This is a genomic window from Salipiger marinus, from assembly GCF_900100085.1.
Classification (GTDB): Bacteria; Pseudomonadota; Alphaproteobacteria; order Rhodobacterales; family Rhodobacteraceae; genus Salipiger; species Salipiger marinus.
The window spans coordinates 93,450-105,718 of record NZ_FNEJ01000012.1; the positions used below are offsets into that span (position 1 = coordinate 93,450).

The 12,269-nt window shown below is 68.5% G+C and carries 12 protein-coding genes; all 12 read right to left on the bottom strand.

Features of this window, described 5'->3' with window-relative positions:
* Nucleotides 1-25: 25 nt before the first annotated feature.
* A complete protein-coding gene (locus tag BLR51_RS14880; RefSeq protein ID WP_089848344.1) occupies nt 26-1,060 on the bottom strand; it encodes a LacI family DNA-binding transcriptional regulator in 1,035 nt (344 codons plus the stop codon).
* Between the two features lie 85 nt (nt 1,061-1,145).
* On the bottom strand, nt 1,146-1,865 hold the full coding sequence (locus BLR51_RS14885) for an SDR family NAD(P)-dependent oxidoreductase (RefSeq protein ID WP_089848346.1): 720 nt from the start codon (nt 1,863-1,865) through the stop codon (nt 1,146-1,148).
* Nucleotides 1,862-3,787, bottom strand: coding sequence for a TRAP transporter permease (locus tag BLR51_RS14890; protein ID WP_089848348.1), 1,926 nt, complete (start codon nt 3,785-3,787; stop codon nt 1,862-1,864). The genes BLR51_RS14885 and BLR51_RS14890 overlap by 4 nt, the downstream gene beginning before the upstream one ends.
* A 92-nt stretch (nt 3,788-3,879) precedes the next feature.
* Nucleotides 3,880-4,827, bottom strand: a complete 948-nt coding sequence (locus tag BLR51_RS14895; protein ID WP_089848350.1) for a TAXI family TRAP transporter solute-binding subunit — start codon at nt 4,825-4,827, stop codon at nt 3,880-3,882.
* 91 nt (nt 4,828-4,918) lie between these two features.
* Nucleotides 4,919-5,536: a 3-isopropylmalate dehydratase small subunit gene (gene leuD / locus BLR51_RS14900; protein ID WP_089848352.1), complete on the bottom strand. Its 618-nt coding sequence runs from the start codon at nt 5,534-5,536 to the stop codon at nt 4,919-4,921.
* Nucleotides 5,533-6,942, bottom strand: a complete 1,410-nt coding sequence (gene leuC, locus BLR51_RS14905) for a 3-isopropylmalate dehydratase large subunit (protein ID WP_089848354.1) — start codon at nt 6,940-6,942, stop codon at nt 5,533-5,535. Before leuC ends, leuD begins: the two co-directional genes overlap by 4 nt.
* A 16-nt stretch (nt 6,943-6,958) precedes the next feature.
* Complete coding sequence (locus BLR51_RS14910) at nt 6,959-7,705, bottom strand: maleate cis-trans isomerase family protein (RefSeq protein WP_089848356.1); 747 nt, start codon at nt 7,703-7,705, stop codon at nt 6,959-6,961.
* 146 nt (nt 7,706-7,851) lie between these two features.
* Nucleotides 7,852-8,598, bottom strand: a complete 747-nt coding sequence (locus BLR51_RS14915) for a maleate cis-trans isomerase family protein (protein WP_089848358.1) — start codon at nt 8,596-8,598, stop codon at nt 7,852-7,854.
* A gap of 25 nt (nt 8,599-8,623) precedes the next feature.
* On the bottom strand, nt 8,624-9,820 hold the full coding sequence (locus BLR51_RS14920) for an FAD-dependent oxidoreductase (protein WP_089848360.1): 1,197 nt from the start codon (nt 9,818-9,820) through the stop codon (nt 8,624-8,626).
* A 39-nt stretch (nt 9,821-9,859) separates the two neighbouring features.
* Nucleotides 9,860-10,747, bottom strand: coding sequence for an MBL fold metallo-hydrolase (locus BLR51_RS14925; RefSeq protein ID WP_089848362.1), 888 nt, complete (start codon nt 10,745-10,747; stop codon nt 9,860-9,862).
* A gap of 34 nt (nt 10,748-10,781) precedes the next feature.
* Nucleotides 10,782-11,585 (bottom strand): SDR family NAD(P)-dependent oxidoreductase, encoded by an 804-nt coding sequence (locus BLR51_RS14930; protein ID WP_089848364.1) that lies wholly within the window; start codon nt 11,583-11,585, stop codon nt 10,782-10,784.
* Nucleotides 11,578-12,252: a GntR family transcriptional regulator gene (locus tag BLR51_RS14935; protein ID WP_165616830.1), complete on the bottom strand. Its 675-nt coding sequence runs from the start codon at nt 12,250-12,252 to the stop codon at nt 11,578-11,580. The genes BLR51_RS14930 and BLR51_RS14935 overlap by 8 nt, the downstream gene beginning before the upstream one ends.
* Nucleotides 12,253-12,269: the final 17 nt, after the last annotated feature.

Below are 12,269 nucleotides of genomic sequence, written 5' to 3' on the forward strand. Positions count from 1 at the left end.
CCTCCCCCCGCTGCGGGGGAGGGGATCACAGGTCGACCGGCCTTGGAATGGTGCTGCGCCAGACGATCCGGCCCGGCACCTTGATGTCGATGCCGGGCTGGATGGCGGCGCCGGGATTGTCCAGATCCAGCAGGTTCAGCGCCTCTTCGGTCATCTCGTCGACGGGCTGGCGCACGGTGGTCAGCCGGTAGGGCCAGCGGTCGGCCTCGTCGATATTGTCAAAGCCGCCCACCATCAGATCCGCCGGGATCTTCACCCCCATCTCGCCGCGCAGCGCGTCCATGGCGCCCATGGCCATGATGTCGTTGATGCCGAAGATCGCATCGGGGATCGGGTGGCGCTCGTCCAGAAAGGCGCGCAGCGTCGCGGCATGGCCGCCGTCATAGGTGGACTGCCCCTCCAGTTCCAGAATGTCGGCGGGGGGGATGCCGCGCTCCAGCAGGCAGTCGGTGAAGCCGCGCTGCCGGTCCTGACTGGTGGTGCCGTTGGGATCGCCCTTCAGCAGCGCGAAACTGCGCGCCCCCGCCCCCAGCAGCGCCTCGGCCATCAGCCGCCCGCCCGCCGCATTGTCGCAGCGCACCCCCGAGGCGGAGGATCCCGGAATGTAGCGGTTGAAGAGCACGATGGGGATGCCCCGGTCATGGCAGATGCCGGTCATCCGGGTCGACAGCTGCGCCGAGGTCAGGATGATGCCATCCACCTGATAACGCAGCACCCGCATCAGCGCGTCATCGCTGTTGGAGCCGTTCTTGACGGTGAAGGTCAGGATCTGCACGCCGCGCGCCTGCAGCCGGGTGATCAGCGCCTTCAGCACCTGCACGTAAAACGGATTGTCGAGATTGCCGAGGATCACCGCCACCATATTGGTGCGCCGCGTCGTCAGGCTGGAGGCGATGGAATTGGGGACGTAGTTCAGCTTCAGCGCGGCGTCGAGGATCGCCTTGCGCTTGGCCTCGGAAATCGACGAACCTTCGGTGAAGGCGCGCGAGACCGCCGATTGCGACACGCCCGCCAGAGCTGCGACATCAAGCGAGGTAACACGGCCGGACAGGGGCTTCATCTCGGTCTCCTTGCCAAGGGAGGCCAGAATATAGGCCCCGTTCCGGCGGTGCAACCGTATTCAAAAACCGCCGCCGCCCTGGCCCCTAGATCACCGGAACCGCGCCGCCATCTGCGGCGATCACGGTGCCGTTGAGCATGACCGCGCCGTCACCGGCAAGGAAATGCACGATCTCGGCCAGCTGTTCGGGGGTCGGCACGGCACCTGCGGGCAATCCGGCGGTGACGGCGCTCCGCGCCGCCTCCGCGCTGATGCCGTCCTGTGCGGCGCGCGCGGCCAGAAGCTGGTCGAACCGCGCGGTGGCCACCGGGCCGGGATTGACCCCCACCACCCGGATCCCCGACGCGGCATAGGCATGGCCCAGCCCCGAGGTCAGCAGCATCAGCGCCGCATTGGCCGCACCCCCCGGCAGATGCGTGGGGGAGGCGACCTTGCCCCCCATGCCGATCACCGGCACGATCACGCCGCGCCCGCGCGCCGCCATGCCGGGCAGCGCTGCCATGATGATGTTGGCATAGGGGAAATATTTCGCCTCCATCCCCTCGCGCAGCGCGGCGGCATCGAGCGCGCTGGTGGGGGCCTGCCGTGCGGCCCCTGCGGTGCAGACCAGCACATCGGTCGGGCCCTGCGCCGCCTCCGCCTGCTGCAGCGCTGCGGCAACCGCCCCGGCCTCGCGCAGGTCGACCCGGATCCCTTCGCTGCGCGACAGCACGCTGACCCGGTCGCCTGCCGCGGCGAAGCGGGCAGCACAGGCGGCACCGATCCCCCGGCTGCCGCCCGCGATCACCACATGGCGCGGCGTCATGACGACACCTCCGCCCGGACCGGCGCGGCCTCCCGGCGGGCCGAGAGCAGATGCGCGCCCAGCACGACGGCGGCAGCGGCGGCGACGCCATATTCGGCCAGCGGGCTCAGCATCTGGCTCAGCGGGATGATCACCGCGATCCCCAGCAGCACCCACAGCGCCCGCTGCGCCAGCGACAGCGCCTTGTGGCCATGGCCCAGCACGCCCCCCGCGATCAGCGCCAGCGACACCGCCGTGGAGACGAAGACATAGGCCGATTGCATCCATGACGTGTCCATCAGCAGCCCCGGCTTGTAGATGAAGTAGAAGGGCAGGATATAGGACGCCCAGCCGAACAGGAAGGCGGCAAAGCCGGTGCGGTACTGGTCCGCCCCGCCGATGCTGGCGGCGGCATAGGCGGCGATGGCGATGGGCGGCGTGATCATCGACAGCATGCCGTAATAGAGCAGGAACATATGCGCCGACATCGGCGGGATGCCAAGCTGCACCAGCGCCGGGGCGGCCAGCGTCGCCAGCAGCAGGTAGACGGCGGTGGTGGGCAGGCCCAGCCCCAGCACGACCCCGATCACGGCAGACAGCAGCAGCAGCAGGAACATGCTCTCTGACCCGAAGGACATCAGGTAATAGCTGAGCGTGAAGCCAAGCCCGGTCAGGGTCATCAGCCCGATGATCATGCCCGCCGCCGCGCAGATCAGCAGCACGTCGCAGGTGGACCGTCCGGCCTCGATCAGCGCGGCCAGAACCTGCCGCGGGCTCATCGCGCCATAGCGCAGCTTCAGCGCCCATGCGACCAGCGCCAGTGCGACGATGATCAGCGTGGCATAGACCACCGAAATCTCCGCCGCGAGGTCGAAGCCGAAGATGCCGCCCATCAGCGCCACGATGGCAACAAGACTGACCCAGCCTTTCAGCAGGATGCTGGCGAAGCTGCCCTGCACCTCCTCCCGCGCCGAAGGCAGGCGGTCGCGCCGGGCGATGAAATCGATCTGGATGTAGAGCGACAGGAAATACAGCAGTGCCGGCAGGGCGGCGGCCACGATGATGTCGCGATAGGGCACCTGCAGGAATTCCGCCATCAGGAAGGCGGCAGCCCCCATGATCGGCGGCATCAGCTGCCCGCCGGTGGAGGCGACCGCCTCGATTGCCGAGGCATGGGTGGCGCTGAAGCCCGCGCGCTTCATCACCGGAATGGTGATGACGCCGGTGGTCATCACGTTCGACACGGCACTGCCAGAGATCATGCCGGTAAGCCCCGAGGCGGTCACCGCGACCTTGGCGGAGCCGCCCGGACCCTTGCCCGAGATCCGCCCCGCCACGCTGGAAAAGAAATCCGACCCGCCGGTGCCCATCAGGAAGGCGGCAAAAAGCACGAACAGCACCACCACAAAGGCCGCGATCTGCAGCGACTGCCCCCATGTGGCCGAGGAATCGGTGCCCAGATATTGCAGCACGTCACCGATCGGCTGCGGACGGCCCTGCAGCGCGCCGGGCACCCATTGCCCCGCCACCGCGTAAAGCACCAGTGCCGCGAAGATGATGATCAGCGTGATGCCGATCACCCGGCGCAGCCCCTCCATCACCAGCAGGATGACCGCGACACCGACGGTCGCCGCCTCCACCGGGTGATCCCATGCCCGTTCGGACAGGACGGGAAAGCGGACGAAGACATGCGCGGCCAGCGCCAGCGAGGCGGCGGCCAGCAGCCGGTCCAGAAGGCCAAGGCTGGTGCCGGGCCGGGGCCGCAGGAAACAGACGGCCAGCGACAGCCCCAGCATCAGCGCCACCATCTGCTGCGGAAAGATCATCAGCCCGGCGCGCTGCGGCAGCGCCAGAACCCATGCCATCGCCAGCAGCGGCACCGCCACCGCCAGCACCGCCGAGACATGCCGCCCCGGCGCGGTGTGTGTTACGGAATCGTCCATTCCAGCCCTTCCCTGTCATAGGTAGATGGACTGCCCGCCCGGGCCGCCGGGCGGATGCCCGCCACGGCCTGCCGGACGGGCAGGATGACGCGTTACTGCTCGGTCCAGATGCCGCGCTCGCGGAAGAACGCCTCGGCGGCAGGGTGATAGGGCAGCGTGGTGACCCGCGCCAGCTGGGTTTCGTCATATTCCGACCACAGCGCCCCGCCCGCGCGCGCCGCATCGGCGCTGGTGTAAAGCGCCTCGAGGGCTGCGGTCACCACCTCGTCGGGCACGTCCTTGTGGGCGAACAGGGTGTAGTCATAGAACAGCACCACGGTGTCGGGGGTGACACCCGCCGCCTCGCCGCGGTCGCCCCATGTGGTCAGGCTGGTGCCGGGCAGATAGCGCGACAGGATATCCTCGTCGCCTTCCTTGAAGGACAGATACCGCACCTCGCCGCGCGATGCCTCCACATCCATGATCGACTGCGCGCCGACAGACCCGATGGTCACGTCGGTCAGGCCGGACTTGATGTTGTTGAACTGCTCGCCAAAATTCGAGGTCGGCACCGGCTTCACCTCGTCATAGCTGACGCCGCCCGTTTCCATCGCGGCGGTGAAGAAGAACTCGCCCAGCGAATTGGCCGGAAAGCGCGGCACGGCTTGGCCTTCCAGATCGGCAAGGCTTTCGATCCCGGTCTCGACCGGCACCACCAGCCCCGCGTTGAACGGCAGGATCGTGGCGATCATGCGCAGGTCGGGATTGGCCGAGCCTTCGGACATGCCGATGCCTTCCATGGCATGGGCGACCTGCGGGTAGTTGGCGATGCCGAACTCCACCCGCCCGGCATTGACCATGGGGATGTATTGCGAGCTGTTGGCCATGACCTGCGGACGGATCACCAGATCGCTGTGATCCGACAGCACGGTGGCCAGATGCAGGCCGATCTGTTCGGTGGCGCCGCCGGTAGTGGTGGCAAGCCCCACCATCTGGGCCGATACCGGTGCCGCCGCCATCAGTCCCGCCGTCACGACTGCGGTTTTGAGGATATGTTGCATGGTCTTCTCCTTGTTGGGGTCTTGTCGTTTCTTGTTCAGGTCGTGTGGCGCGGGCCGGGGCCCGCCGCCGTGCCGGACGGGCCGCAGCCCGTCACGAGGCCGCGAACAGCCACGGCTGGCGGGCGCGGTGGCCCGTCTCGAAGTCGCGGATGCTGTCCATGTCGCGGTTGAGGATCACGTCAAGCTCGTCCCAGCCGTTCAGGAACGCCTCCTGCGCCTCGCGCGCAAGATCAAGCCCGCAGACCAGACGCCCGCCCACGTGCAGGGTCTGCGCCCGCATGTCGAGCGTGAAGGTCTCGCCCGCCTCCGCCTGCTGGCCAAGCCCGGCGCAGGTCTCGGGCGGCAGGCGCAGCACCAGAAGCCCGTTCTTGACGGCATTGCCCGCGAAGATCTCGCCAAAATCGGGGGCGATGACCAGACGGATGCCGATATCGACCAAGGCCCAGACCGCATGTTCCCGCGACGAGCCGCAGCCGAAGCCCGCGCCGCCCACGATCACCTGCGCGCCGCGCCAGCCGTCGCGGTTCAGCGGAAATTCGGGGTTTTCGGCGCCGTCCTGCGTAAAGCGCCGGTCGGCGAAGGCACAGTCGCCCAAGCCCTCGCGGTCGGTGCGCAGCAGGAAGCGGGCGGGAAAGATGATGTCGGTGTCGATGTTGGTGTCGGGCAGATGCACGGCACGCGAGTTGAGATGGATCAGGGGCGCGCTCATGTCAGGATCTCCAGCTTGCGCACATCGGTCAGATGGCCGGTCACGGCGGCGGCGGCGGCCATGGCGGGGCCCACCAGATGCGTGCGCCCGCCCCGGCCCTGACGGCCCTCGAAATTGCGGTTGGAGGTGGAGGCGCAGCGCTGGCCCGGCTCGATGCTGTCACCATTCATGGCCACGCACATGGAACAGCCCGCGTCGCGCCATTCGAAGCCCGCATCGCGGAACACCTGCGCCAGCCCGCGCGCCTCGGCCTCGGCCTTGACCAGACCGGAGCCCGGCACGGCGATGGCGCGCACGCCCGGATGCACGCGGCGCCCGCGCAGCACCTCTGCCGCCGCCTCCAGATCGGCGAGCCGCCCGTTGGTGCAGGATCCGATGAACACCACATCCACGGCGAGCCCGTCCAGCGCCTGCCCCGGTTCCAGCCCCATATAGTCCAGCGCCCGCTGCCGCCGCTGCGCCCGCCGCGCGTCATCGTCCTGCGCCGGATCGGGCACGGTGCCGGTGATGGGCAGCGCATCCTCGGGCGAGGTGCCCCATGTCACATGCGGGGCAAGCGTGGTCAGGTCCATCTCCACCACGCGGTCATAGCGGGCCTCGGGGTCGCTGCGCAGGGTCTGCCAATAGGCCACCGCCGCGTCGAAATCGGCCCCCTTGGGCGCCATGGGCCGCCCGCGCAGCCAGTCGACGGTGATCTGGTCGGGGGCCACCAGCGCCACCCGCGCCCCCGCCTCGATCGCCATGTTGCACAGGGTCATGCGCTGTTCCATGCCCAGCCCGGCAAGGGCGGCGCCGACATATTCGATGGCATGGCCGCTGGCGCCATTGGCGCCCAGCACCGCGATCAGCCGCAGCGCCAGATCCTTGGTGGTGACGCCAAGGGGCAGATCGCCGCTCAGCCGCACGCACATGGTGCGGGCGCGGCGCTGCACCACCGCCTGTGTCGCCATGACGATGCCGCATTCCGACGCGCCGATGCCGAAGGCCAGCGCGCCAAAGGCGCCATGGGTGGAGGTGTGGCTGTCGCCGCAGGCCAGCGTCATGCCCGGCAGGGTGAAGCCCTGTTCGGGGCCGATCACATGCACGATGCCCTGCCGCCGGTCATCCAGCGGAATATAGGGGATGTTGTGCTTTGCCACGTTGCGCTGCAGCAGCGCGGTCTGCCGCGCCGCCATCGGGTCGGCAATGGGCCGGTCGCGGTTCAGGGTCGGCACGGCGTGATCGGCCACCGCCAGATTGGCCTCGGGGCGGTGGACCGACAGCCCGCGGGAATCGAGCGCCTGAAAGGACTGCGGGGTCGACACCTCGTGCAGCAGGTGCCGGTCCACATAGATCAGCGCGCTGCCATCGTCATAGCTGCGGACCACATGGCTGTCCCAGAGCTTGTCATAAAGCGTGCGTGGCAAAGGATCCTCCGGATGTTCAGGGATGCGGGGTCTGGGGCTGCGCCAGAAGCCGCCCCGCCCCGGCAAGTGCGTCACCGATCCCGGCGCGGCGCAGCGCCGCCCACAGGGTCGCGGTGTTGGAACTGACCACCGGGATCCCCAGCGCGGCTTCCAGCGGCGCGATCAGCGGCAGGGTGGGAAAATCGGTGCAGGTCAGCAGCAGCGCCTCCGCCTCGGGGCGGTGGACGCGATGCGCCAGCGCCTCCACCTCCGGCAGGGGCGTGCGGGCGATGCGCGGGAAATCGACGGGGCCGTTCGCGCCCAGCCCCAGCCCCTCGATGGCAAGCGTGGTCACGCCATGCGCCGCCAGAAAGGCCACCTCGTGATCGTTGAGCGCCTGATGATAGGGTGTCGCGATCGAGACGCGGCGCACCCCCAGATGGCGCAGCGCCGCGACGATGGCGGCGGCGGTGGTCAGCACCGGGCGGCCCAGCCGGTCGCTGGCCGCCTGCGGCAGGCTGTCGGCGGGCGTCACCATGGATCCCGCCGTGCAGGCATAGGCCACGACATCGACATCGGCGCGCGCCAGAATCCCGGCGCTGCGGGTGATCTGGTCCAGCAGCGGTTCGCTGTCATGTGCATCCGCATTCATATCAATGCGATGGCTGTGACAGGTCACGCCCTCGGGCAGCAGCCGCGCCCATTCCGCCTCGTTCACCGTGTTGGTGGCGGGGGTCAGAAGGCCGATCTTGGCGCGGTAGCTGTAAACGGAGTGGTGCCGCATTCTGGTGCTTGCTCCCTTCGGGCGGGCTATGCCTGCCCCGGCGCGGGGCGCCGGGGCGATTCATTTGCATACGCTTTCAAAGATGACCCTAATCGCGCCGCCCCGGCGCTGTAAAGGCCCCGGCCCGCGCAGGGGCCCAAGACGGACTAGTGATGCGTCAGAAGCGAGCCGAAGCCCTGCACCTTGTCTTCGATGCCGTTCATGCGCAGCGCGTGCCAGTAGGTCGCGGTGTTGATCGCCACCACCGGCTTGTCGAGCCAGAATTCCGCCATCGCCCCGACCCGCGCCATGGCAAGGTTGGTTCCGGCCTGCACGATCGCCTCCACCGAGGGGTCGTTCACCTCGATGATCGCGTCGCGCAGCGTCTGCTCGGTCTCATGCGCGATCAGCATCGGGCTCTGGCATTTCAGGCCCTTGATGGTCACCACCTCATAGCCGCAATCGGTGAAGAAGCGCCGCACCTGCTCGTCGCCCACCGGCATGTAGGGGGTGATGACCGCGATGCGCTTGACGCTGCCGAAGCGCGACAGCGCCGCCTGACAGGCATCCGACCCCATGGCGACCGGCATGCCCGCCCGTGCCTCGATCTCGCGCTTCAGGTCATCGGCGCGCTCCTTGCCGTCCCAGAAGGTTTCCGCCGACATGCCCATGACCAGCGCGCCGGGCGAACAGGTCTTGACCGCGTCGATGGCATCCATGGTGGCGGCGCGGATGCGCAGCACCAGCTCGTTGAAATCCGCGTCCGACTGCACCGGATCGTCGGGGATCACGATCCGCGAGAAATGGTTGGTCACGCCCACCGGGCGCATGTCGTCGAATTCCGGCTGGACCGAGGTGTTGGTGGAGGGCGCGATCACGCCGAACTTCATGCGGTAGCCAAGACTGTCTGTCATCGTTCAAACCCTTCGTGGTCAGATGTTAGGCGATCTGTTCAAGATCCTGCAGCGACTGGATCATGGAGGAGCGCATCAGATACGCCTTGTGCCGCACCGGATCGGCGGCGATGGCGCGCAGCTCGTCGTGATGGGCGGCCCGCGCGGCGGGGTCGTTTTCCGCCATGATCTTGCGGTTGCGCAGCGACTGTTCCTGCACGGTGTCGATGGCCACCTGCCGCCGCTGCCGCTCGTAGCGGGTCATGCCCTCCAGCGGGGCGCCGTTCCAGACCTCGATCAGCTTTTCGGTCAGGTTGATGGCGTCATGGATGCCGCCATTCATCCCCATGCCGCCCAGCGGGTTGTTGAGATGCGCGGCATCCCCGGCAAGGAAGATGCGCCCCTCGACATAGCGTTTGGCGACGCGCTGGTGGACGCGATAGGCGGTGGCGTGCACGATCTCGTACTTGCCCTCGCGCGGGCAGATCTTCTGCAGGCGCTGCTGCATCACCTCCGGATCCTTGATCTCGGCCTCGGACAGGCCCGGATCGGTGGGCAGCAGCACCCGCCACAGGCTGGGCGTGCGCAGCAGCACCGCCCATTCGTTGGGATCGGTGATATAGGCGATGGGGGCCAGATCGCCGAAAGCTTCGGCAAAGTCGTAATCCGTCGACATGGACAGGAAGATCTCGGGGATGGTCAGCCCCTCGAATTCGATGTCGAGCGATTTGCGCACGGCGCTATGCGCGCCATCAGCGGCGATCAGGTAGCGCCCGGTCAGGATCTCGGTCTCGCCCTCGGGGGTTTCCACCGTCAGCGTCACGCCATCGGCATCCTGCGTCACCGCCTGCGCGCGGGTGTGATAGCGGATCTGCACGTCGCTGCGCCCTTCCATGCGGTCGCGCAGCGCCTCGCCCAGCTTCCACTGCTCGCATTGCAGCCGGTAGGGGTGGCGCGTCTCGTCGCGCAGCAGGCCAAGGTCAAACTCCGCCACCACCCCTTCGGAGCGGTCGCGGAACTGCCATGTCGGGCAGACCAGCCCGCGCGCCACCAGCTCGTCAGAGATGCCGAAACGGTCCAGCATATCGAGCGTGGGCGGATGGAAGGTGGAGGCGCGCAGATCCTTCGGCACCTCGCCATGGGCCTCGACCACGGTGACGGGGATGCCCGCCTCGGCCAGACACAGGGCGGCAACCAGCCCGACCGGCCCGGCCCCCACGATGATGACGGATTGCTGGCTCATGGACGTTTCCCTTTGTTCTTTGTCATGTCTTCGCCTTGTTCAGAAAAGCGGCGCAGGCCGGAAGCCGCCGCCATGGCCGCGCACGCGCAGCCCCAGCGCCCCGCGCAGATGGGCGGGGATCAGCGCCAGATCCTCCGCCACCGCCTGCTCCAGCAGGGCGCGCCGGGTGCGGCGGGCCTGATCGGGGTCGTGGCAGAAACGGCTGCTCCAGTCGGGGCGGAAGATCTGCAGCGGCGAATGGATCGCGTCGCCGCAGAACACCACCCGCCTGCCCTGCAGGTCGAGCGCAAGCCCGGTCTGGCCGGGGGAATGGCCGGGCAGCGGCAGCACGCTCAGCCCGTGATGCAGATCCGCGCCATCCTCGACCAGATCGGCCTGCCCCGCCACCACCACCGGCAGCACGCTGTCGGCATAGGCGCCGTGGTTGTGCTGGCCGGGGGCCTGCGCCTCGGCCTTCTGCCAGTGGTCGTGTTCCGCCCGGCCCATCACGTAGCGGGCGCGCGGAAAGGTCGGCACCCAGCGGCCATCCTGCAGCCGGGTGTTCCAGCCCACATGATCGGCGTGCAGATGGGTGCAGAACACCATGTCGATGTCTTCGGGGCCAAGCCCCGCCGCCGCCAGCGCCGCAAGATAGCCCTGCGCCTTGCGCGCATGCCATTCGGGCCGGGCCGGGCGCGGCTTGCAGGCGCCGACGCAGGTGTCGATCAGCACGGTCAGCCCGTCGAGCCGCAGCAGCAGGCTATGCACCCCCAGCAGCACGGCGCCCGCGTCGAAATCGTAATGCCACGGCGCCAGATCGGCACGGAACGGCTCCAGTTCCTGCTGTCGCGCCTCGGGGAACAGCAGCGACAGCGGCAGCGCGAACCGGTCCAGATCGGTGATCCGGCGCAGATGCGCGCCGCCAAGATCAAGGTGATCGGGGCTCATCGGGCCCTCCCTGTCATCCGCATGTCTGTGCCGCTCACATGATCCGCGGCTTGTCGACGGGCGGGCTGACCGCCGCCGCATCGGGGCCGGGGCCCGCGCCCCAGTGCGCCGCGATGAACCGCCCGCCGGTCACCGCATCCGAGGCGGGCGAGCACAGCCAGACGATGCCGCGCGCCATCACCTGCGGCGACAGCAGCTTGCCATCCGCGCCTTTCTTGTCGGGGGCGGGCGGCAGCAGATCGGTGTCGGCGGCACCCCCGGGCAGGAAGACATTGACGGTGACGCCGGTCCCCGCCAGATCCTGCGCCCAGACCCGGCTTGCCGCCTCCAGCGCCGCTTTCGACGGGCCGTAGGGCGCATAGCCGCGCCGCACCATGGTCTGGTCCGAGGTCGAGATGTTGATGACCTTGCCCTGCCCGCGCGCCACCATGCCCGGCACCAGCGCCCGCGCCATGTAGAAGGGCCCGTTCACATTGGTGTCGATCACCTGCGCCCATGCGGCGGGATCGCTTTCCCAGAACCGCGTCGGCACGGTGTTGAACGTCTCGGAAATCAGCCGCATGCCGCGCCCGGCATTGTTCACCAGCACGTCGACAGGGCCCAGATCCTCGGCCGCGCGCTGGCAGGCCGCCGCATCCGACACGTCGAACAGACAGGTCCGCACCTGCGCCGCGCCCGCCTCCGTGCAGTCGCGGACGGTCTGCGCCAGCGCGTCAGAGGCGGTGGCGCCGGTCAGCACCAGCCGCGCGCCGCAGGCGGCCAGAGCCCGCGCCATGGCCCGGCCCAGCCCGCGCCCGCCGCCGGTGACGAGGATGGTCTTTGCGGAAAGGTCAGTCATCGGCAGGGGCCTTCCGGAACGGTTTGGTGGAAATCACATGCGCCTTGACCGCCGCCTCCGCCCAGTCGGGATTGCCGCTGGCAAGGGCGCGGTGAATCTCGCGGTGCTGGTCGTTGGAGGCGCGGATGCCGATGGACTGCGCCATGATATGCCGCTTGAGCAGCGCCACCGGCGCCGACATCACCGGACGGATCATCATGCGCAGCTGCGTGGACCGGGTCGCCTGCAGGATGCAGTTGTGAAAGGCGTCGTTCAGCACCAGAAATTCGTCTGTCGCGTCGCGCCCGCCCGCCATGTCCAGCGCGTCGATCTCCGCGATCAGCCGGGCCAGCTCGTCCAGTTCGGGGGCGGTGATCCGGCTGGCGGCAAGCCGCGCCGCATAACCTTCAAGGCGGGCGCGCAGGTCGAACATCACCATGATTTCGGAGGGCGAAAAATCCGCCACATAGCGGCTGCGGTTTTCCTCCACCGCCAGCCCCTCGGCCACCAGACGGCCAAGCGCGTCGCGCACCGGCGTGCGGCTGGTGCCGGTCATGCTGGCCAGCGTCTCTTCGCGCAGATGCGTGCCGGAGGCGAGTTCCCCCGACAGGATCGCGTCGCGGATGACCAGATAGGCCCGCACCGCCGGGCGCAGCGCCCCATCCTCGATCTGTTCGGCTTGTGACATGGGAGACCCTTTCCTTG

Excerpts from the sequence above, each read along its gene's own strand:
- BLR51_RS14930 (WP_089848364.1), bottom strand. The coding sequence starts at position 11,585 with ATGACTGACCTTTCCGCAAAGACCATCCTCGTCACCGGCGGCGGGCGC.
- BLR51_RS14925 (WP_089848362.1), bottom strand. The coding sequence starts at position 10,747 with ATGAGCCCCGATCACCTTGATCTTGGCGGCGCGCATCTGCGCCGGATC.
- BLR51_RS14920 (WP_089848360.1), bottom strand. The coding sequence starts at position 9,820 with ATGAGCCAGCAATCCGTCATCATCGTGGGGGCCGGGCCGGTCGGGCTG.
- leuD (WP_089848352.1), bottom strand. The coding sequence starts at position 5,536 with ATGAGCGCGCCCCTGATCCATCTCAACTCGCGTGCCGTGCATCTGCCC.
- BLR51_RS14895 (WP_089848350.1), bottom strand. The coding sequence starts at position 4,827 with ATGCAACATATCCTCAAAACCGCAGTCGTGACGGCGGGACTGATGGCG.
- BLR51_RS14880 (WP_089848344.1), bottom strand. The coding sequence starts at position 1,060 with ATGAAGCCCCTGTCCGGCCGTGTTACCTCGCTTGATGTCGCAGCTCTG.
- BLR51_RS14910 (WP_089848356.1), bottom strand. The coding sequence starts at position 7,705 with ATGCGGCACCACTCCGTTTACAGCTACCGCGCCAAGATCGGCCTTCTG.
- BLR51_RS14890 (WP_089848348.1), bottom strand. The coding sequence starts at position 3,787 with ATGGACGATTCCGTAACACACACCGCGCCGGGGCGGCATGTCTCGGCG.
- BLR51_RS14935 (WP_165616830.1), bottom strand. The coding sequence starts at position 12,252 with ATGTCACAAGCCGAACAGATCGAGGATGGGGCGCTGCGCCCGGCGGTG.
- BLR51_RS14915 (WP_089848358.1), bottom strand. The coding sequence starts at position 8,598 with ATGACAGACAGTCTTGGCTACCGCATGAAGTTCGGCGTGATCGCGCCC.
- BLR51_RS14885 (WP_089848346.1), bottom strand. The coding sequence starts at position 1,865 with ATGACGCCGCGCCATGTGGTGATCGCGGGCGGCAGCCGGGGGATCGGT.